Annotated in this window: 23 protein-coding genes; 17 read left to right on the top strand and 6 right to left on the bottom strand. The window is 47.9% G+C overall.

What is annotated here, in order from left to right:
* Positions 1-139: 139 nt before the first annotated feature.
* Entirely contained in the window at positions 140-1,360 is a 1,221-nt protein-coding gene (locus ACSTTG_RS12945; RefSeq protein WP_438475116.1) for an AMP-binding protein, read from the bottom strand.
* A 95-nt stretch (positions 1,361-1,455) separates the two neighbouring features.
* Here ACSTTG_RS12945 and ACSTTG_RS12940 point away from each other — a divergent pair, with 95 nt between their 5' ends.
* The 5 genes from ACSTTG_RS12940 to ACSTTG_RS12920 all read left to right on the top strand — a co-directional run bounded on the left by ACSTTG_RS12940 (position 1,456) and on the right by ACSTTG_RS12920 (position 6,224).
* Positions 1,456-1,818: a PAS domain-containing protein gene (locus ACSTTG_RS12940; protein ID WP_438459604.1), complete on the top strand. Its 363-nt coding sequence runs from the start codon at positions 1,456-1,458 to the stop codon at positions 1,816-1,818.
* Positions 1,811-3,088 (top strand): ATP-binding protein, encoded by a 1,278-nt coding sequence (locus ACSTTG_RS12935; protein ID WP_438475115.1) that lies wholly within the window; start codon positions 1,811-1,813, stop codon positions 3,086-3,088. The genes ACSTTG_RS12940 and ACSTTG_RS12935 overlap by 8 nt, the downstream gene beginning before the upstream one ends.
* Positions 3,081-4,655: an ATP-binding protein gene (locus tag ACSTTG_RS12930; protein ID WP_438475114.1), complete on the top strand. Its 1,575-nt coding sequence runs from the start codon at positions 3,081-3,083 to the stop codon at positions 4,653-4,655. The genes ACSTTG_RS12935 and ACSTTG_RS12930 overlap by 8 nt, the downstream gene beginning before the upstream one ends.
* Positions 4,656-4,844: 189 nt before the next feature.
* Positions 4,845-5,027: a hypothetical protein gene (locus ACSTTG_RS12925; RefSeq protein ID WP_438459607.1), complete on the top strand. Its 183-nt coding sequence runs from the start codon at positions 4,845-4,847 to the stop codon at positions 5,025-5,027.
* Between the two features lie 159 nt (positions 5,028-5,186).
* On the top strand, positions 5,187-6,224 hold the full coding sequence (locus tag ACSTTG_RS12920) for a GGDEF domain-containing protein (RefSeq protein WP_438459608.1): 1,038 nt from the start codon (positions 5,187-5,189) through the stop codon (positions 6,222-6,224).
* Here ACSTTG_RS12920 and ACSTTG_RS12915 read toward each other — a convergent pair.
* Positions 6,221-6,877 carry a DUF2726 domain-containing protein gene (locus ACSTTG_RS12915; RefSeq protein WP_438475113.1) on the bottom strand — a complete coding sequence of 219 codons (657 nt, stop codon included), beginning with the start codon at positions 6,875-6,877 and terminating at the stop codon, positions 6,221-6,223. The genes ACSTTG_RS12920 and ACSTTG_RS12915 overlap by 4 nt on opposite strands.
* Positions 6,878-7,152: 275 nt before the next feature.
* Between ACSTTG_RS12915 and ACSTTG_RS12910 the strand changes: the two genes are divergently transcribed.
* The 5 genes from ACSTTG_RS12910 (at position 7,153) to ACSTTG_RS12890 (ending at position 10,782) form a co-directional block, all read left to right on the top strand.
* Entirely contained in the window at positions 7,153-7,371 is a 219-nt protein-coding gene (locus tag ACSTTG_RS12910) for a hypothetical protein (protein ID WP_438459610.1), read from the top strand.
* Between the two features lie 105 nt (positions 7,372-7,476).
* A complete protein-coding gene (locus ACSTTG_RS12905) occupies positions 7,477-7,827 on the top strand; it encodes a hypothetical protein (RefSeq protein ID WP_438475112.1) in 351 nt (116 codons plus the stop codon).
* A 79-nt stretch (positions 7,828-7,906) separates the two neighbouring features.
* Positions 7,907-8,941 carry an acyltransferase gene (locus ACSTTG_RS12900; protein ID WP_438475111.1) on the top strand — a complete coding sequence of 345 codons (1,035 nt, stop codon included), beginning with the start codon at positions 7,907-7,909 and terminating at the stop codon, positions 8,939-8,941.
* Between the two features lie 23 nt (positions 8,942-8,964).
* Entirely contained in the window at positions 8,965-9,483 is a 519-nt protein-coding gene (locus tag ACSTTG_RS12895; RefSeq protein ID WP_438475110.1) for a lipocalin family protein, read from the top strand.
* Positions 9,484-9,675: 192 nt separating this feature from the next.
* On the top strand, positions 9,676-10,782 hold the full coding sequence (locus ACSTTG_RS12890; protein WP_438459613.1) for a M20/M25/M40 family metallo-hydrolase: 1,107 nt from the start codon (positions 9,676-9,678) through the stop codon (positions 10,780-10,782).
* Between the two features lie 257 nt (positions 10,783-11,039).
* On the opposite strand, the gene ppsR is transcribed toward ACSTTG_RS12890, so the two are convergent.
* Positions 11,040-11,873, bottom strand: coding sequence for a posphoenolpyruvate synthetase regulatory kinase/phosphorylase PpsR (gene ppsR, locus ACSTTG_RS12885; protein ID WP_438459614.1), 834 nt, complete (start codon positions 11,871-11,873; stop codon positions 11,040-11,042).
* A 166-nt stretch (positions 11,874-12,039) separates the two neighbouring features.
* Between ppsR and ppsA the strand changes: the two genes are divergently transcribed.
* On the top strand, positions 12,040-14,406 hold the full coding sequence (gene ppsA, locus ACSTTG_RS12880; RefSeq protein ID WP_438475109.1) for a phosphoenolpyruvate synthase: 2,367 nt from the start codon (positions 12,040-12,042) through the stop codon (positions 14,404-14,406).
* A gap of 201 nt (positions 14,407-14,607) precedes the next feature.
* Entirely contained in the window at positions 14,608-15,000 is a 393-nt protein-coding gene (locus ACSTTG_RS12875) for a nitrous oxide-stimulated promoter family protein (protein ID WP_438475108.1), read from the top strand.
* Here the strand turns inward: ACSTTG_RS12875 and ACSTTG_RS12870 are convergent.
* Positions 14,990-16,012, bottom strand: coding sequence for a polysaccharide deacetylase family protein (locus ACSTTG_RS12870; RefSeq protein ID WP_438475107.1), 1,023 nt, complete (start codon positions 16,010-16,012; stop codon positions 14,990-14,992). The two genes, ACSTTG_RS12875 and ACSTTG_RS12870, sit on opposite strands and share 11 nt — an antisense overlap.
* Positions 16,013-16,170: 158 nt before the next feature.
* Positions 16,171-17,172: a metal-dependent hydrolase gene (locus tag ACSTTG_RS12865; RefSeq protein ID WP_438459618.1), complete on the bottom strand. Its 1,002-nt coding sequence runs from the start codon at positions 17,170-17,172 to the stop codon at positions 16,171-16,173.
* Between the two features lie 246 nt (positions 17,173-17,418).
* On the opposite strand from ACSTTG_RS12865, the gene ACSTTG_RS12860 reads away from it, so the two are divergent.
* From ACSTTG_RS12860 to ACSTTG_RS12840, 5 genes are all read left to right on the top strand, one after another.
* Complete coding sequence (locus ACSTTG_RS12860) at positions 17,419-18,114, top strand: VC0807 family protein (protein ID WP_438459619.1); 696 nt, start codon at positions 17,419-17,421, stop codon at positions 18,112-18,114.
* Positions 18,115-18,508: 394 nt separating this feature from the next.
* The gene (locus ACSTTG_RS12855; RefSeq protein WP_438459620.1) at positions 18,509-19,114 is read left to right on the top strand and encodes a CIA30 family protein; all 606 of its coding nucleotides are present in this window, start codon (positions 18,509-18,511) and stop codon (positions 19,112-19,114) included.
* Positions 19,111-19,326, top strand: a complete 216-nt coding sequence (locus tag ACSTTG_RS12850) for a TIGR02450 family Trp-rich protein (protein ID WP_438475106.1) — start codon at positions 19,111-19,113, stop codon at positions 19,324-19,326. The genes ACSTTG_RS12855 and ACSTTG_RS12850 overlap by 4 nt, the downstream gene beginning before the upstream one ends.
* 124 nt (positions 19,327-19,450) lie before the next feature.
* Entirely contained in the window at positions 19,451-19,990 is a 540-nt protein-coding gene (locus tag ACSTTG_RS12845) for a YaeQ family protein (protein WP_438475105.1), read from the top strand.
* Between the two features lie 3 nt (positions 19,991-19,993).
* On the top strand, positions 19,994-20,557 hold the full coding sequence (locus ACSTTG_RS12840; RefSeq protein ID WP_438475104.1) for a hypothetical protein: 564 nt from the start codon (positions 19,994-19,996) through the stop codon (positions 20,555-20,557).
* 37 nt (positions 20,558-20,594) lie between these two features.
* Here the strand turns inward: ACSTTG_RS12840 and ACSTTG_RS12835 are convergent, their stop codons facing one another.
* Positions 20,595-21,158: a TetR/AcrR family transcriptional regulator gene (locus ACSTTG_RS12835; RefSeq protein ID WP_438475325.1), complete on the bottom strand. Its 564-nt coding sequence runs from the start codon at positions 21,156-21,158 to the stop codon at positions 20,595-20,597.
* Between the last annotated feature and the right edge of the window lie 109 nt (positions 21,159-21,267).

Raw genomic sequence — 21,267 nt, 5'->3', positions numbered from 1 at the left:
ATTAATAAACCAGATCCCTAGTGAAAACACCGCGCATGACTTCGTTTTTAACAGCCAACCTGCCGCACGAACTTACTGTTTATACAATGTCCCTCCTATCATCCCACCACCACAAATCATCTCTCTTTGATCTCATTATTCATATTTCCACCATCCAATCTTTTAGTTTGCCTAATTCGTTTTTTGGCAGCTTAGACCCAAATACGAAGCTCTTGGGTCGCTGAACTGGTGCGAGAGTTTGGCACCAAGTTTCTAACTCTTGACTGAGTACCTCATGACGATATTTCGACTTCAGCACGATAAATGCCTTTAATCGATTTCCTTCTTCCTTAGTCATTAAGCGCACTGAACTCGTCTCAACTTTGGGGTGCCGGTCTAAATGCTCAGCCACCTCACTCAAGCAGACATTGATACCTGCTACTTGAACTTGTTGGTCAGCTCGACCGTTAAGGCTCAGCTGACGACAGTCATCTATCGTCAAGAGATCTGGCAGCGCGAACTCCTGGCCCTGTAATTGGGTATGAATAAGGCAATGCTTATCAAAATTAACCTGCCAATAGGGCAATAATTGGTAGCCTGTATTCGGATACTTGGATACGGCTATCGCCCCTGCTTCTGCACAGCCATAAAAGTCGAAAATCGCGCTGCACTGCCAACGAGTAAGGGACTGTTTAATCTGATAAGCCAGTGGCGCAGTTGAGCTGACAATAGTGATAGGCTCAAGTGGGCAATCTAGATGCGGCAGCCAGGCCTCGAGTTTGTCAGGAAAACTGATTAACCCATCCCCGGCTTGAAGGCAGCGAGTAAGGTAGTTGACTGGCAAATGTTGTGCTTCAACTAGGCTAGCCCCAACTCTTTCCGGGAGTAACAGCGAGAACATAAAGCCATACAAATGGCAGTTGGGCACGAGGGACACAATTCGTTGCAGCCCTTGTACCTGCCTTACTATCTCCTCGAGCTCGAGAATCAATTTACTCGCTTGGTGGACGATAAGTTTTTTACGCCCTGTTGTCCCTGATGAATAGAAACCAAACTGAGTAAAATCACCGTTAGTCACCTCCACAATAGCTTGTGCCCATTGATTGAGGCTCATCCGGCCGCTGAGGTTGGGAATTCGAGTAAATTGAGTCAGCTGTAGTGCCGTTGTGATGCGAACCACAATAGCTGTTAACTCAAGGGAATCAATACCAAGCTGGTTGAGGGGCTTATCATCAGGCCATGAAAGGTTGTCGTGCCAATCGAGGGGCTGGTGACGCAACTCGGCAAGCTCGATCAGGGCGGTGTGCTTAATAAAACGTAAAACTTGCGCTGTCGTTAAACGTATCGTGTCGTTGCATTGACTCAAACGTGCATTGGGCAAATTTATGTCCCCATACTTTATAGGTATTTTACTTGGAAAGAGTAGAACATTACCTAGACTAGCAGTGACGTTCCTCTCACAAAGTGGTGAATAATATGGACTTTAAACAACAAAATTTATTTGAGGCCCTCAATACCTCGAGCCAAGAAGCCATCAATCAAGCTGTATTTGGCGCTATTAAGCTCACCGATTCGGGTAATGTCGAGTTCTATAATCATTATCAATCCTCACTCTCGGGGCTCTCGCCTGAAGAGACGCTTGGCAAGAATTTCTTTGTTCAGGTCGCCCCATGCACCAATAACTTTATGGTTGCAGAGCGCTTTCATGACGCTGTTGCTAATAATACAGCGCTCGATGAAACCCTCGATTACGTTTTTACCTATAAACTCAAGCCAACTAAGGTCACCCTGCGACTTCTTCGTCAGCAACAGCAGTCATGGATATGCGTCGATGCCTAGCCTCGATGTCAGCCCGATGACTGAAATGAAAGAAGCTGAGTTACTTAGCTTCATCTACCAGTTGCCAATGGGGATAATTCTTGCGCAATCCGATGGTACCATTGAGCTGATGAGTGCCAAAGCAAGCCAACTTCTTTTGCAAATCAACCCCACTGCAGACTTCCTAAACCTGGTTGGACTAGCAAGTGATCTCTCACCGTTTCTTGCAGATAGACTTGATGACTTTGTCACCAATACCGATTCGGTGTGTGCTTCGAGCAATCACTCTCCTTTTCGTGTCGAGCTTCATGCGCTTAATGGCACCACGCTGTGGCTGGATGTGGAGTTGGTAAGGGTTTCAGACACGCACATGATGATGTCTTTTTCTGACAGCACCATTTTAGTCGAACAAGATAACGCGCGTCATCAGCAAGAGATACAACGAGCAGAAGCCCTAACTAAGCTCGAAATGGCGACCAATATCATTCACGATATTGGCAATGCGGTTACGGGTATTGCCATCAGCACTGAAAAGCTCAACGCCGACAAAAACTGGCCTGAGCTTGACAGCTTGGCCAAACTGCATCAATTAATTGATGCCAAATGTGCTGAGCTGGATCAAGCACTAGGCATAGGTAAAGGTAACGCGCTGAGTACCTTCGTTGGTTCACTGCACTCTTCTTTGTCTAACCGTCAGAAAAGCTTTGATACTCTGCATCACGGGATCAGTGTTAATGTCAAACATGTGCAAGACATCGTTCAGATCCAGAAAAGCCAGGTCGGTGATGGAGAAGGTATATCTACTAACCCCATAGCGGTTGCTGAGTCGGTTGATCACGCGCTGAAAGTCTGTGCGGAGCTCATAGCACAGCATAAATGCCAGGTTTCAATCGACGATAAATCCAATCAAGCAACGGTCATGGCTGATAAAACACGTCTGACACAAGTGATCGTTAATCTGATTAAAAACAGTTGTGAAGCCATGTGTGATCTGGAAGGCAAGCATCAGCGATCTCAGGCCAACATAAACCTGGTTATAGAATCAGACCCTCAATACGTTCACTTGCGCGTGGAGGATAATGGAACTGGCTTTAGTCCCGACATTGCTGCCAAGATCGGCACCGGTCACTTTACAACTAAACCTCAGGGCTCGGGGACAGGTACTTTAGGCGCAACGCAGTTTGCTGACAGTCACGGTGGAACATTTAGCTTGGGCAGCGAAGGCGCCGGCCTCGGCTGCTGTGCAATCTTGAGCTTACCTATATCTCCAAAAGGAGAACATCATGAGTAACTTTAATTCCAGAGTATTGATCATCGATGATGAGAGTTCAGTGCGTGATGCATTTAAAATCGCGCTAGGTCAAGATGAGCATCAAGACCACTCGCTCGATGCGCTTATGCAAGCAGAAAGCGCCCTGTTTGATGATTTACCCTCCTCCACACCAGTTAGAAACGCAAATATTTTCGATTGCCACCTAGATTTCTCCAGCAATGGCGCCAACGCAGTCGAGAAGGTAAAGCAGGCTGTCGAATCCAATCAACCCTATGCCCTCATTTTCTGTGATATGCGTATGCCTGGTATGGACGGTTTAGAAACCATTAAACACATTCGGGAATATGATGACAAAGCCCATGTGGTATTTGTCACCGCGTATAGCGATTACAAGCTTGAGCAATTAAACGCTGACTTGGGCAACAACATCGGCTATCACTGCAAACCTTTCGAGCAGGTTGAAGTGCGTCAAATTGCCACTAAGGCCTGCTGCGATTGGAATAAAGCCAAGCAACTTGAGAGCTTGCTCGAGATTGTCAACGAGATCCCAGCGCGATGCGACACCGGACTTAACCTAGTTGACTACATCGCACCGCAACTCACCAATATTTTCCATGGCCACAACTCACAGGTCTTTGTCTGGGAAATAGACTCAAAGCAAATGGTCTACTGCTCAGATGAAGATATTGAGCCCGCTGACGCATTTTTCAACGCCCTCACTGAGCAACAAATGTACAGTGAAAAGCAGTGCAGTAGCGCCTTCTATTTCGCTTGTGGTGAGTATGGATTTTACATCAACATCGACCCTAACAATCCCATCAGTGATGATCTCAAACACGTTGCCTATTTGATGCTTAAACATGCCAGCCAAGCCTTAAACTCTATCAAATTGCAGGCTGGACTGGCCAAACAAAGAGAACTTTCTGCCGTTGGTCGAGCATCAAGCATCATCGTTCATGACTTACGCCAACCGCTGAATGTGTTTGAAGGAGTACTCGACTACATCAAGCCAACATTTCAGTCCTCGGTAGAAGATAGGGAAGCAGAGATGCTCGAGTGGATGACGTCTGCCTGTGTCGACATGCGTGCCCTTATCGACGATATTCTTGACCTCTCTAAAGACAAGCAGTCGCAAACAGAGGTTGTTGAACTCAACACTTACCTTCAAACGCTCTGCCAACAACAGTCGATTACGTTTCCAGAGGATATTGAGCTTGAGGTCAACTTTACTTCGCCCCTTTTGGTTGAGATAGATCCACAGCAAATTCGGCGAGCCTTGATCAACATCATCACTAATGCCAAAGAAGAGCTTATTACTCACCCAAGAGAGAAAGCGCTGGTCGAGGTGTCACTCAGCACAAAAGACAACACCGCTATTATCGCGGTTAAGGATAATGGGTTAGGTATTCCCAACCATTTGCTCGAGTCCATTTTTGAGCCATTCGTGACTAAAGGTAAGTCAAATGGCACCGGCATAGGGCTTGCCATCAGCCGCCAATTTGTAGAGAAAAACCACGGACAACTCGAGGTAATAAGTTCAGCACAAGGCAGCGAATTTCTACTTTCATTTCCTCTAATGAGGTAGTTATTAAGCGGCATATCGGTATGTTTTACGGAGTTAAAATTGATATTAATCAGAGCTTGATTACACAACCAAAGCGAATAAGTGTCAGTTCTCTCTAAGCCACTCAAATATTGATCTTGATCATTAGCAACTTTAATCAGCCAAAACTAGGTTTAAACCAGTAGGCAAGGAATCAATGAGGAGAGAATGATGGAATTAAAACAAGACATCCGCTGTTACACAGATATTTGCGTCAATGGGCTTTGGTATCACTATGATCATTGTACGACTCACGCTTATTTGCTCAAAGGAGGTGCTGGCCCATCTTACGAGTTAAGCACTGAGCCCAAAACCGAAGAGGAGCTAATAACGCTGTTAAAACAAATTAATTAGCCGCTTTGGTTAGCCACTTAGATTAGAAATACTCAATAATTACATGTTATTACCAAAATAGAGATCACATAATGTGATCTCTATCATCTTTACTGTTCCATCCCCTAGCTAATCATAATAAAATCAGCGGTTAACGATTATTCATGAGAATCTTAGTCGATGGAACCGAACGTCTCAAAATTTGCAGATCAGACAAAGCACCAAATCTTGGTGGTCTCTTGTCTATGCTTTGGGCTGGTGTTCCCATTCTTCGCACTGATGAACCTCACCCTAGCCACCAACAGCTTTTTGGGCTTCACCCAGCTTGGATTCGTCGGTTACTGTTTTTATATTTTTAATCATCGCAAGCAGCATGACTTGCACCGCCAACATGCGACTTTTTTCTCTTACTGCACCATCGCCGTAGCCTGTATGACATCGAGAATGCTGCCTTTCTCTGTCGGCAGTGTGGTATGGGTACTGGTTGCGCCCGTCCTGTTGTATGCCCTTTTGGGTGTCAAGCATGGATTTTTTGCTACACTCGTGACCCTGATACTCAATTGTGCACTCAGTTATACCCCGTTTATTGCCATTGAGGGGATTGGCTATCAAACAGCAGGCAATATGATCCTCGGCTATGCGGCGATTTGGGCGCTTCTACACAGTCACGAGCTCAATCGTAATAAGACAGCGATATCCCTGCACAACCTCGCCGTTAAAGATGCTTTAACTGGTTGCTACAACCGCTTGGCCTTGAGCCACGATTATGAGCATCTAGCAAGCAGCACTGATCCAGTATCGATCCTAATCCTTGATATCGACCACTTTAAACGGGTTAATGACGAGTATGGCCACGTGTGTGGTGATAAGGTCCTTCAGGAAATTGGTGGGTTACTCACCCGCTACGCTGACAACGATGTCTATCGTATCGGCGGCGAGGAATTTTGCATTCCTTTGCCTAACACCAGCATGACAGAAGCGGCAGAAACCGCAGAGACAATCCGTCACTACATCGACAAGCACGTATTCAATGTTGACGGTAACAAATTGCACGTCACCATGAGTATCGGGGTGTGTCTAAGTAATCAACAGCCTCTCGATGAAGTCTTGGCCATTGCTGATGCGGAGCTTTACCGAGCGAAACAAAATGGCCGTAATCAGGTTAAAGTCTGTCATTGCAGCCAATCAAAACACGACTTCAAGCGGATGGTGATCTAGTCATCAAACACCACATTGTAATTCTCGGTGTAGCTGCACTGTGGCGCGCGACTACAGGTAAAGAAGCGTCGCCCCTTAAACTCACCTGTGGTTGCAACGCGGATCACCATTGGACTGCGGCACTGCTTGCAAAAGCGAACTTCTCTCTCCGGCTCAATCAAATCGATGTGGGCAGCCAGCAAACGGCGCAAGCGGCCAATTTGATAGCTGTGTTTAACCGATGCGCCGATTAAGGGAATGCCTGCCGATTTGCACACATGCAGCAGTAACTTCTCACGCTGCGCTTTGCCTTTGTCTAAGCTGCGACCATCATCGAGTTCGATGATTACCCTCGGCTCTAAGGTTGTCGGATCACAAATCACAAAATCAAAACAGCTTTTCGCGATACGATTATTGGCGATAAACCACTGTTTTTTATTGGTTGCAATCGGCGCAACTACCTGACTGATAGCAACCTTGGCCATGATCACACCGTGTGTGCCAACGGCCTCTTGCAGAGTATGGAGAAAGGTGGACTCTTGATTGGTGAGTAGCGTGGGCCGTCGTTTATAGCGGCTGTCTTTGAGTTGCTCTGAGCGATTGAAGCGCTTTTGTATCAGGAAAAAAAACACAACCAGCACCAATAAAACCACGAAAATGTTGCTAGGGGACATACTCGACACACTCACCACAATAACTTCATCCGATTGTAACCAATCTCACCCTTTTTGCCTCTATCTTTTTTGTATCAACACCATGAAAAATCAGTTTATTCATCTATTTATAGGGTAAATACTCAATGTGACTGAATAAATAATATGAACAAAAAGTGACAGGCCGAGTTTGAAATTTTGATCTAAGTCAATTCTTGCGCAATATAAACTGATTAAGATTTAGTCAGGAATAAGCTAGGTTATTCCTACCCCCACATGCTGTTTACGGAGGAACTATGAACAAAGACTGTTTGGGAATTTGTCTCTCTCACCGGGTTCTGCAAAAACACTTACAAACGACCTTTACCCACGTGCGAGCATACTCCCCCAATCGCGACATTGAGACCTCTGATGTTGTGTTGGCTTATCCCCAGTTGTCTGGTCAGCAAGTACTTGACTCGATGCAGGGGTCTTCACGCTTAATCTGGCGAGCCGAATACTATTGTGAGGCCTAGTCGCAAAGCGAAGAGAAACAAGTAAAGCAGCCTTAACCTTTTCACTCAGGAAATACCGAACGATTGTCTATACTCAAACTACAACAATCAGTTCGGTATTTTTTTATGCAGCCAATCATCAAGCTCTGCCTCACCTTCATTCTGACGACCTACCTCACTCCGGCTCAAGCCACCATGACCTACGCACTAAATTGCAATCTTACCGAGACCAATGACAACTTTATCTACTTTCCTGAACAACTTATTTACTACAGCGACCAGTTTGCGGTTTTTCATAATTTCAAGGGACGCGTCGTGACCCAGGTCGATCTCAAAACCGACCAAATGGTGCGCACCACCTATATTGGCGAGCCATTTGACCCTCAATACCAGATCTTGTTTGGTGAGTGCCGAAATGCACTCAGTATGATTGAACTATGGGAAAACGAGCGCCTTAGCACAAACCCGACGCTATGAGTCGCAAAATCATCATAAATAACTGTTAGAGCGGCACTCGTTGGGGTAAAACAACTTTCTTTATCCGTCGTTTAAGTCCATGAGCAGCCCATACCCTAAAAAAATTGCCAGCATCGAGCTTGGTCGTGTGATCGCCATTGTGGCCGTGATCCTCATTCACAGTCAGCTAATGACCAGCTACCCGCTAATCAAAGACCAAGCTTGGCTTGGGGATATCATCAACCAACTGGCGCGTTTTGCTGTGCCGTTCTTTTTTATTGCTTCAGGCTACTTTCTGCAACCTAAGCTAGAAAACAATCCGCTGGCCGTTGCGCGACAATATAGTACCCCTTTGATGACCATTTGGCTGACCTGGAGCCTAGTCTACCTACTGATGCCGTTTAACCTTGCCACCTTAGTAGAACAAGGTTGGTTGGCCGAGCGCCACCTATACTGGCAATACTTAATGCAAACTCCGCTTAACTCACTACTCGAAGGTGGAATGGTGCATCTGTGGTTTATTCCAGCGCTAGTGATTGGTGTCGGGATCCTGGCTTTGTTGGTGAAGTTCAATGCGGTTAAATGGGCGATCCCCATTGCCCTTGCTCTGTATGTCTATGGTGTGCTTGCCGGTAGCTATCAAACCCTTACTGCTATCCCAGCGCCGTTTTTTACGCGCAATGGCCCCTTCTTTGCCACCTTATTGATCACGGTAGGCTTCCTGATCCGCGCCAATAGAATAGGCGTCAGTTCGCCAATTGCACTGAGCGTGATGCTGATTGGTATGCTTGGTCATTTTGTCGAGGCGTGGCTGCTGGGCACCCAAGGTGTGGATTTTCGCCTACATGACTTTTTATTCAGTACCCCTGTTTGGTCGGTGGGATTGTTTATGCTGCTGCTCGCCAATCCTAACTGGGGTGATCACCGCGTTATTCACTGGCTGAGCCAACGCACGCTTGGGATTTACGTCAGTCATTTGCTAATGATTATTTATATGAGCAACCTCTCGGGCTTACTGACACTGAGTGCGCCAGCTCGCGATCTATTGGTTTTGTTTGGCTCAATCGTTCTGTCGGTCGTAATTACTTGTATGATAGAGAGAAGTCCAACACGTAAACTACTGTTAGTGCGTTAACGATCAAAACAAGGAGAGCGGTTATGCAATGGATGCGACATATTCCCCTAATCACCCTGGTGATTGCCCTCATCGGATGCACGGGTAAACCGGATGGTATTGAGCCAGTCAAACCGTTTACGTTGGAGCGCTACTTGGGCACTTGGTATGAGATAGCAAGGCTTGATCATAGCTTTGAGCGTGGGCTGAATCAAATCACAGCCAACTACTCTCTCAATCCAGATGGCACCGTTAAGGTGATCAATCGAGGCTGGAATGAAGCAGAGCAGTCATGGCAGGAAGCGGTTGGCAAAGCCAAGTTCGTCGAAGACTCCGACCAAGCTCATCTCAAGGTGTCTTTTTTTGGCCCATTTTATGGCAGTTATATCGTGTTTTACCTCGAACCTGATTACTCCGTCGCTTTAGTCAGCGGGCCGGACCTCGACTACTTTTGGATATTAGCTCGCTCATCGTCACTTGATCGTGAGCAGTTGCAACGTTATGAGCAAATTGCGCAACGAGCGGGGTTTGACACCTCCGCCCTGATTTATCCCACTCATTAACATCGCCCCTCTACCGATACTCAAGGTGCAGCTATTCATTTAGTTGCACCAAATTTCACCTTTTTTCTCCTATAAAATGCTAAATATTAATCACAAGCACGTCATTTAGACCTTTTTTTTGATTCAACACAGGCTTTTTGACAAGTTTTGGGGTAGATTGTCGCTACCGTTCGTTCGAATATGAGAAGAATCATGACTCAAATTAACCAACAACGCCTTGTTGACCACTTTATCGAGCTAGTAAAAATCGACAGTGAATCAGGCAACGAAAAACAGATTGCAGAAACACTGGCTGATCAACTGGGTAACCTTGGCTTCACTGTACACAAGCTTGAAATGCCAGAAGGCTACACCAATGGCTTCAACCTGTACGCTCGCCTAGAGGGTAAACTTGACGATAGCATTCTTCTAAGCTGCCACATGGACACTGTTGCGCCAGGCAACGGTATTGAGCCAGTAATCGAAGATGGCATCATCCGCTCGGCGGGTGACACTATCCTGGGTGGCGACGACAAATCAGGTATCGCGGCGATCATGGAAGCCGTGCGCGTGATCAAAGAGCAAAATGCTGAGCATAAGACAATTGAACTGGCGTTCACTGTCTATGAAGAAGGCGGCCTGTTTGGCTCTAAGTTCTACGACATGACTCACGTGAGCTCAAACAAAGCCATCGTGCTTGATTCAGGCGGCCCTATCGGCACCATCATCAACGTAGCTCCTGGTCAACAAAGCCTGAAGATCACCATCAAAGGTCGCCCTGCACACGCAGGTCTAGCGCCAGAAACCGGCATCAGTGCTATCGGTGTGGCTGCAGACGCGATTGCTAACATGAAGCTACTGCGCATTGATGAAGAGACAACCGCAAACATCGGCACTGTAGCTGGTGGTCAAGCCACCAACATCGTGATGCCTGAGCTTAAGATCGCGGCAGAAGCACGCTCTTTGTGTGATGAAAAGCTAGCGGCACAAGTACAACACATGGTTGATACCTTCCAAGCTGCCGCTGACAAACACGGCGCTGAGCTAGAGATCGAATCAAAGCGTGCCTACAACGCGTTCAAGATTGAAGAGACCGATCAGCACATCATCGACGTAAAAGGTGCATTTGAAGCGATTGGCATCGAGCCACAATGTCAGCCAACCGGCGGCGGTAGTGATGCAAACAACTTCTTCGCTAAGGGCGTCAACACCCTAAACCTATCTACCGGCATGGCAAAAGTACACACCACTGAAGAGTACATCGCCATCGACGACATGGTAAAAATCGCAGACTTCATGCGCCAATACCTAACAAACTAAACACAGATTAAAGGGGCGAGGAGCGGGTTACACTTCGTTCCGAGGAGCGAGGAACTAACGGAGTGTTATATGCTCCTCGCTACTCGTAGGGCAAAGCCCGTCCCCGCTCCTCGCCCCTATGTTTATGCCCCTGTGTTTATTTTGGGGTGCGAGGAGCGAGTATCATTTCATTCCGAGTCGCGAGTATTCTATCGCGCGTGCTAAACACCTCGCCTCTCGAAGGGCAACGCCCGATCTCGCCTCTCGAATCTGTTTTTTCAGTAAATCCGCCGCTTGAGCCCCGTTTGAACCAATATCCGAGTCGTGATCTCTTCAACTGAGAGAGACGAGGTATTGATATAAGGAATTGCCTCGCGACGAAACAATCCCTCCACCACATCAAGTTCGCTCTGGCACTGGTCGCGACTGGCATAATCACTGTCTGCTAAGCGATTTTGCCGAATCTCCGTCAACCGCTCCGGGTCAATCGTCAAGCCAAACAGCTTATAACGATAGATTTCGAACTCAGGCAGCAATCGCATTCGCTGCATATCTTCTGCAATAAACGGATAGTTCACCACGCGCAAACCAAACTGCATCGACATGTACAAGCTGGTTGGTGTCTTGCCACTACGAGAAACCCCGAGCAGGATGATATCGGCCTGTTCAAGATCACGCAGCGACACCCCGTCATCGTGTGCAAGGGTATACTCGATTGCCGCAATCCGGTCAAAGTACTTGTCTTTATCTTTGCCTACGCTGTGAGAGCGTTGCAACTTCGGTTGAGCCTTGAGATTGAGATCGCGTTCAACCTTACCAACAAAGCCCCCCAACACATCATAAAACTCCGCCGGAGCCTGGCATAGCGCATCGCGAATTTCTGGCAAAACTATTGAGAAAAACACCAAGGGTTTCTGTTTGTGTTGTTGCTGAGAGAGCTCTATCTCTTTAAGTAGCTCCTGCAGTTTGTTGGTGCTCTCGATAAACGGAAAGGTTTTCTCGTTCGGCACAAACGGAAACTGCCCTAGCACGGCATGACCCACCGTCTCACACGTGATGGCCGTGCCATCAGAAACGTAGAATACGTCACGTCTTTGAACTTCTTTTTGCATATTTATTTTATATCTTCAAATATTTTTGATTACGATACGTACATACAACTAAATATAACCAAGCTTTTAACAACATTCTCAGGTCTGTCGGCAAAGCGTGATCTACGATAAGGACATGGGAATTGGCTTACCTCCCCCCATACGCTGCAAGATTTCGGAGATGAACATGCACACATACACCCTATGGTTCGACGGCCTGTCAATGGACGACGTAGACAAAGTCGGCGGCAAAAACGCTTCACTCGGTGAGATGGTTTCTAACCTCGCCAATGCCGGAGTCTCGGTACCCAATGGTTTCGCGACCACATCGTACGCGTTTAATCAGTTTCTCGATTACCAAGGCTTAGACCAGCGTATCCACCAGCTGTTGGATACCCTTGATGTCGAAGATGTTGAGAAACTGCGTCAGACCGGGGCACAAATCCGCCAGTGGGTGCTCGAGGCCCCTTTCCCTACTGAGCTTGAGCAACAGATCCGCACCAACTACGCTCAACTGACCGAGGGGCAAGAGGATATCTCTGTTGCCGTGCGCTCGTCAGCCACTGCAGAAGATCTCCCCGATGCGTCTTTTGCCGGGCAGCAAGAAACTTTTCTTAACGTCAAGGGTATCGATGCCGTGCTCGAGGCAACCAAGCATGTTTACGCTTCACTGTTTAATGACAGGGCCATTTCCTACCGGGTCCACCAAGGTTTTAACCATCGTGGTATTGCCTTGTCGGCAGGGATACAACGCATGGTACGCTCGGACAAAGCCGCATCCGGCGTTATGTTTACGCTCGACACTGAGTCTGGTTTTGATCAGGTGGTGTTTATTACCTCCTCTTGGGGTCTGGGGGAGATGGTGGTGCAAGGCGCGGTTAACCCCGATGAATTTTATGTGCATAAGCCGCTGCTTGAGGCAGGAAAAACACCGATTGTGCGCAAAACCTTTGGCTCTAAGCTGATCAAGATGATCTATTCCGATAACCCTGCCGTTGGCAAGCAGGTGCAAACCCTTGATACCTCTGAGGCAGAGCGTCAGCAGTTCTCGCTCGATGATGATGAAATCGCTGAGCTAGCTAAGCAAGCTCTTATTATTGAGCGCCACTACCAACGCCCGATGGACATTGAATGGGCCAAAGATGGAATTGATGGCAAGCTGTATATCGTTCAAGCCCGTCCAGAGACAGTTTGTTCACAAACAGAAAAGAGTGTCATTGAACGCTTTCAACTCAATAGCCAAGCTCAAGTCCTGGCTGAGGGCAGAGCGATTGGTCAACGTATTGGGGTTGGGCCTGTTCGCATCGTTGATTCACTCGCTCAAATGTCGCTGGTTGAACAAGGAGACGTCTTAGTCACGGATATGACGGACCCTGATTGGGAGCCGGTGATGAAAAAAGCGGCCGCGATCGTCACTAATCGAGGCGGGCGTACCTGCCATGCCGCGATCATTGCCCGCGAGTTGGGTATTCCTGCGATTGTTGGCTGTGGCAACGCCACTTCTCAGTTGGATAGTGATCAGCCTGTCACCGTCTCCTGTGCCGAGGGAGAAACCGGGTACGTTTATCAGGGCGAACTCGAGTTTGAGGTGCGTCGCTCATCGGTTGACGAGTTACCACCACTTGAGACCAAGGTGATGATGAATGTGGGTAACCCCGATCGCGCCTTCGATTTTGCTCAAATACCCAATGAGGGGGTTGGACTGGCGCGACTTGAGTTTATCATCAACAAAATGATTGGCGTGCACCCAAAAGCGCTGCTCAACTTTGACCAACAATCCGCTGAAGTCCAGCAGAAAATTCGCGATAAAATGCGGGGATACACGGATCCGGTTGAGTTTTATATCAGCAAGCTCACCGAAGGTATCGCGACCATTGCCGCCGCTTTTTGGCCTAAGCGCGTCATCGTGCGTATGTCAGATTTCAAATCTAATGAATACAGTAACTTGATTGGTGGCAGCAGCTATGAGCCCCATGAGGAAAACCCAATGCTTGGTTTTCGTGGGGCTTCAAGGTACATCTCACCGAGCTTCGAGGATTGTTTTGAGCTAGAAACTCGCGCCATCACCCGCGTACGCGATGACCTCGGTCTAAAAAACGTTGAGATTATGATCCCGTTTGTGCGCACGCCTAGTGAAGCCGCCTCGGTTATCGACCTGTTGGCGAAATTTGGGCTTCGTCGAGGTGAGCAGGGTCTGCGGGTGATCATGATGTGTGAACTCCCCTCAAATGCCGTACTAGCTGAAGAGTTTCTGCGTTACTTCGATGGTTTCTCAATTGGCTCCAACGATATGACTCAGTTGACATTGGGCCTTGATCGCGACTCAGGTGATATTGCCCACCTGTTTGACGAGCGTGACCCGGCAGTCAAAGCCATGTTGACCATGGCCATCCAAGCGGCAAAATCAGCGGGTAAGTACGTGGGCATCTGCGGCCAAGGCCCTTCCGATCATGACGATCTTGCTCAGTGGTTGATGGCCCAAGGAATAAGCTCAGTCTCTCTGAATCCAGACACCGTGATCGATACGTGGCTGAAACTCGGCGAAAACGAGTAACGATAAACAAGTAACGAGGGGCGGGGACGGGCAAAGCCCTGCGAGGTTTGAGGAGTTAGGCACTCACCCGCGCTGTTGAGCTAGACTAAACCCATCCCCCCTACACTGACCTTTGCCAGCGCTTACCGCTGGTAAATATCATTTGAGAAATAAGTCTTAGCTGCTAAATTGAGGATACCCAGCGATAACTTGTGACCAAACGTGACCAAACAAACATCAAATCAGCCACTGCTTTTTGGCAATCTCGCCGTCGAACACCAGACAGTTACCCATATGGTGATGCTGTATTGTCAGCACCACCACCAAAGCAGTCCACCGTGCGAGCAGTGTCAAGCCCTGCTTGATTATGCCGAGCAAAAGCTCGATCGCTGCCCTTATGGGCAAGATAAACCTGCGTGTAACCAGTGCCCAATCCACTGCTATAAACCGACGCAAAAAGCACAAATGAAAGCGGTGATGCGCTATTCTGGTCCGCGGATGCTCCTGCGCCACCCTCTCCTCGCTATTCGACATCTGATCAAAGAACGCAAAGCCTTTCCAGCCAAACCACCAGAGGGGCAATCCAATCGAGCTAAGCGCAAGGCTAATCCGTGATCACTAACCATTGCTGAGACAACCAATAAAATGGTGATCCGTTGCGATGCGGAGCGGTACAATTGACTCGATGTCGCCCTTCCGCCAACGCCTCAGGTGGAACGACTGAAAAACGATGACTAGTGTGCCATTCAACCTCAATCGACTTGCCATTAAAAAAGCACTGCAGATGAGGATAATGCGCGCCATGATTATCCCCGAGTAACTCGACATCAAGAGCCGGTTTATCCTCTAAAGTGAGTGGGTCTGGCAGTTGGGAAAACTTGGTTGGCAATGCCCTAGCATTAAGTTTAAAGCGCAACGAGCTGACACTGGCGTAATGCCCAGCCGCATTAAAGCGAGGCAGTGCCTGCCAATCACTGTGCGCCTCAATCGAGCCCGACTGTTGACCAAAGGCGATATACCCTTGCTCACTCACCCAATCTCGCAGTTGGTAATTATACTCGCCATAAGGATAGGCAAATAGCTTAGGCGCATAGCCAATCTGCTCTTCTATGCGGCGCTGAGCGGCCAAAATATTTTTGGTGGCTTTATCAAACCATTGTGGGTCCGTCTCCACATCGCGCACTAGGAAGGCATGATCTAAGGTGTGGTTGGCGATCGTCACGCCACTCTCAGCCATTTCTTTCAACTGCTCCCAAGAGCAGTAGCCTGTGTAATTGGCATCGACCGGATCGGTGGTGACGAACACCGTAAACGGCAAGTTACGCTGCTTTAGGATCGGATAAGCGGTATCACATACCGACGCAAACCCGTCATCAAATGTCAGGGCAACGGCCTGTTTGTCACTACCTTGACCCGTTTTAATCTGATGAATAGCTTGCTCAAGGTCAACCACCTCTAACCCTAGCCGCTCAAACTCATCCAGCTGAGCGACAAAGTCCGCTACCTTAGTGCTGGTCGAGTGCGGAGTATCATCAGCGATGTGATGATAAAGCATGATATTTAAAGAGTGAGCTGCGACGGTGCTCGAAGCCAAAGAGAGGGTGATAAAAGCGAGTTGGCGTTTCATTAACTTATTGTCAGGTTTTAATCAGAGCGCAGCATGATATCAGACAGTTATACCCATATTAGGTCAGGTGTTTGCAAATTCGATCCTCAGCCCAAAACCAATAAGTGGTGTTAGTCACAGCTCCCCTTCTCTGTGTGGACATTCGTTGACCAAAGCGGCTAATGATCAAACAACATTTGGTAGAACACCTCTCGTGCCTCGGGATTAGCATCTCTATGGGTACGGTATTCAACATGGCTTTGCATAGAGGCCGCCGGTGACAATTCGATACTCCAAAGCGCCTTTAGCTGGTTGGGCACAATCGAGTAACGCACATCTATGATCCGCAGCTCATTCGATGGATCCTGAGCAACAAATCCATTGGAAAACCAGCGAAATCGCTCAATATCTCTCGCTTGTTGAGAGGCAGGGTTAAGCCAAGGGAAGTCCCTATCGATATCCAGTTTCTCGATCGACTCACCAGGATAAGTCTTGACCGATATGCCAGCTCTTACCGCATCAACATGGTATTGCCCTTCGGTTTCGTAAACCACTTTCCACAGCAGAATGTTAGCAAAACTGGGCTTGGCTTCTAACTGGATTGGCTGATGCTGACGCTGTTGCGCCAATTGCCAACCCGCCGCCTCTGCTCGCTCTTTTTGGACCCACCCCATCGTCGGGTACAGGAGTGCCCAGAAAAATGCGCTGCGCGCATACCAAGGGTTTCGCCTCCATATCGCGCCAATTAGTAGCAGTATTATGGGCAAGGTGAACATAGGATCGATCACCGAAACTAGATTCCAAGCGTAGCGCTGATTAGTTAATGGCCAGAGCAGTTGAGTACCATAGGTGGTGCACGCATCAAGCAACGCGTGAGTGGAATAGCCTAGCGCACAGAAAAGCCAACTTTGCTTAAACGACAGCCCATACCTCTTACCGATGAGCGCGTGCAACACCAAGGCACAAATCAGGCTGCCGATAGGGATAAACAGCAACGAATGAGTGAACTGACGGTGGTACTCCAAATACAGTAATGGGTCAGTTGACGAGCGGATAAACACATCCAGATCCGGCGCCATACCCGACAAAAGCCCAAACACACCGGCTATCACCAAGTGCCTTTTATTACTAACCGACTGGGGCAAAGCCGCACCAAGCACGCCCTGTGTCACTGGGTCCATACAATTAACTCATTGATATAGTGAACGATACTAATAAGATAGACGACACTGCACCAATTCCAATCCGTTAACTATATTTTGCGATACCCCTTTGGGTATGACAGCAATGAGACTGGGTAAACAAAGTCGCTGTGATGTCATAAGAATTTACACAAACCTGCGTTTTAGCGCTTTACTTACAGTACGATGTGATGAACACTCCCATTCGCAGTATAATCGGTCATATGAAGCAATCAGTAGGCGCTTATGAGTAACACTACCGACAAAAAGTCGAATCCTCTCTTTGAAATCGTTTTTAATGTCTTGATCCCGTCTTTCATCCTGATGAAGTTTAGTGGTGAAGAGCATCTTGGCCCAGTGATGGCTTTGGTGGTCGCGCTCGCTTGCCCAGTAGCGTATGGTGGCATGGATTTGATCCGCAACAACCGCTTTAACTTTATCGCCGCGCTCGGTTTTGTCAGCGTTCTGCTTACCGGTGGTATCGGCCTTCTCGAGCTAGATACTCGCTGGCTCGCGCTCAAGGAAGCTTTGATTCCTGGTCTTATCGGTCTCGCTGTGCTTGGCTCAACGTTTACTCGCTACCCATTTATGCAGAAAATGATTCTCAACGACTCGGTATTTAATCTGCCGCTGATCACCGAGCGCCTGCATGAAAAGGGCAATGCGGATGCGTTTGACAAGTGTCTACGTTTCTCAAACTACCTATTTGCGAGTACCTTTGCCTTTTCGTCAGCGATGAACTATTTCCTTGCTACTTGGATAGTGACCAGCCCTGCTGGCACCGCGCAGTTTAATGAGGAGCTAGGTAAACTAACCCTCTACAGCTACCCTGCGATCGCGATTCCAAGCATGTTGATGATGATGGGGATCTTCTTCTACGTTTGGCGCCAAATTGGTGCAATGACGTCCCTAGAAAGTGAGCAGATACTCAAAGCCAACTAACTCGACTCTTTTTATTTGATCACCCCCCGCCGAGGTACTCTTAGACTGGAGTACCTCGCACACCTCCCCTGCTAATTGTTCAATCAGTATTCACGCTTCTCAAAGAAACGACTCTCGTCAAAGTAAGCCCTCGGTTCAAAGTAATCCCATGGCTCATCAGTCTAGTTTGCTAATACACCCGCTCATTGGTTTGGCTAGATCTGTCACTAATTACCTCAGCTGATCATCACTGGTACTTAAGCCGTAACCAGTTTGGAAGGGCTTTTATTCTCTTGCGCTTGCAGACAGCCTGTTAAACGCCACAGTGCTATCTGCGGTCCGAGTTTTCGAGTTCCCAAGTTGATTATCCGACTCGTGGTCAAGGTGCTACGTTGACACAAGATGGAAGTGACACATGAAGAGTTCGCGCCCTAATAGTTTAACCGGTATCAAACACCTATGTTTTTTTCTGATCGCATTCGCGGTGATATCCCTGTTAAACACAACGACGGTACAAAGCATGACGATAGACCTAACACAGCCAGATGAATACCTTCACTGGCAAGCGGTAAACGACAATGTTATGGGAGGAATCTCAGTGGGTAGTCTCCGCTACCAATCCTCAGAGAGTGTGTTTGATGGTGAACTATCTCTTGCAAACAATGGCGGATTTAGCTCAGTCAGCCGCCCTTTATCACCGCTGCCCACGGAAACAGACCAAGTGGAGGTTAGCGTCATTGGTGACGGGCGAACTTACCAAATGAGGTTAACTACACTCGAAGGTGGGGTGGTTACCCGATATAAGCATGAGTTTGCGACTATCAAGGGACAACAACAAGTTCATAAACTGCATTTTGACCAGTTCCAAGCAGTGTTCAGAGGGCGGCTACTGCCTGACGCGCCGCCTCTTAAGGCCTCGCAACTCAATCAAGTAGGGGTGCTTATTGCTGATAAATTCCCTGGCGCATTTAAACTCAGAATCATTCAGATCCAATTTAACTCATCTCGAGATAAACAATGAATCGCGTCAATCCAAAAGCCTTGCTCAATAGCAAGTGGACCAAAATTAACCCGACTAACAAAGAACTGCACTTTATCGTAACCTCAGTCGATTTTGACGAGCATCAAAGAGTCACGGAATGCAAAATCGAGGCCGTGATAAATAACAACGAGTACCAAGTCGATTGGCGGGAGCTCAAAAATGACAACCTCTGGCGTCAAGGCTGGAAATAAGCAACAGATAGAGACAATATTAGCTCGTAAATAATTGAAGCATCGTGAGCTTTTACCGTGACGCACACCAGTGGTGTCTGATAGACTCGCCTTCTCCCTTAATTCAATACCCCCGATACTCAACATGGCCCTAAAACCAACTATCTATAAGTTTCGCATTTCTCTCAGTGACATGAATCGCGATCTTTACACCTCCTCTAACCTTACTGTTGCCCAACACCCATCAGAGACTGAGCGCCGTATGGTGGCTCGCCTTATCGCCTATTGCCATGGCTACAGCGAAGACTTGGAGTTTACCAAGGGCTTGAGCACAACCGATGAGCCAGATCTGTGGGAAAAAGAGCTTCACGGTGATATCCGTCGTTGGGTAGAACTTGGTGAGCCGGATGCTGATCGCGTGAAAAAGGCCTCACGAGTGGCCGAGCGAGTATCAATCTACGGATACAACACCTCAGCAGGCCAATGGTGGCAGCAAAACCAAAATAAGATCCGCAGCTTCTGTGAGGGCATCTACCAAATCGATACTGAAGCACTCGACCAGTTCGCCGCGGCACTGACCCGCACCATGGATCTGTCGGTCATGATCTCAGGTACCGACATCTATGTTGATACTGGCTCAGACTCAATTGCTGTGTCACTTAAGACTTTGCACAGCCAGGACTGAACTGTGTCGCTAGAAAACAGCCTTGCGCAGCAAATAGAGAAATTGGGCTTCAACACCGAATCTCTGGCCTCGTTTTCTGTCAGTGATGATAGTAGACAGGCGCTCAGCCAACTTCTCACACAAATGCAGCCACTGTATGCAAAAGTGAGGGCGCAGAAGCCCGAAATGACCGAGCTTGATGCGCTGCTTGGGCTGTTTTCTTATCAGCATCAATCCCTGATCACAGAGTTTGACCAACAAGTCGATGCCTTGGTCGCGATGAAGAGCGTACTTGCTGACAACCTATCTCAATCAGATCAAGATAAGTTCTCCGCGCCAATCATAGCCCAACTGTGGCTAACAACTCAGCTATGGCTGTTTATTCAAGGCTGTCAGAACCTTGACTACAGCCTCGCCAACGACCACGCACTGGCCACCGCCCGGCGCTTGGCTGAGCCGACTGACTCTGACATTAATGCCCTTCGCAGTGAGTTAACGCGTTATTATTATCAAGGCATCAAACACTACCAGAACACCAATCCAAGTACGGCTTGGTGGAAACGCTGGTTTGAGAAATGGCTGAACTGAGCCTAAGTATAACCATCGTCGCTATGACCTTTTGGAATTAGGCACTTTTCTCTAGCGCTCTACAGTATAGCTCGAGCGCTCCAGCAATCATCCCTGTGTGCAGCGCCTCCCTATCACGATTGCAGTTCATCGCTAAGGCGAACCCGTGCAAGTAATCAATCAGCAATGCAATGGCATTGTTTTTCTCCTCAGCTGTTAAATTTAAGCCAGCAACAACCCGCTCAAAGCGCTCAATAAATACCACTGATGGGTTGTCGCTCTCCATGCTGAGCAGTATCTCTAATAGCCCTGGGTACTGGCTGAGCAGGTGTAAATAGCTCTCCGATAATCGACACAGCTCTGCTCGCCACTCCGCCCCTTCGCTTGGCTGGTAAACATCCTCAATCAAAGATGTTGTCATGGCTTCAAGCAGCGCATTTTTGTTCTGGTAGTAGTAATAAATCGCCATTGGATCAACGCCTAAACTGCCCGCCAGTTTACGGATACTTGGTACCTTTCCTTCACTTTTCATCAGCGCTTTTGCTGCAAGCATAATGCTATCAGCGCTCAGCTCACTATCCTGCCCTGCAGGGCGACCGCGTCGTTTACCCTTGACAGTCATCATTTCCTCTGGCTAAACTAAACATTAATTCTACAGTGTAGAATATTTTAGTATAGAAGACTCCATAAGCCAAGGCGTCATAAATTAAGGGCTCAGAAGCCAAGAACCA

Origin of the sequence: Vibrio glycogenivorans, assembly GCF_051660965.1 — a bacterium.
In the GTDB taxonomy this organism is placed as follows: domain Bacteria; phylum Pseudomonadota; class Gammaproteobacteria; order Enterobacterales; family Vibrionaceae; genus Vibrio.
This window is presented reverse-complemented; position numbering and strand designations above follow the sequence as displayed.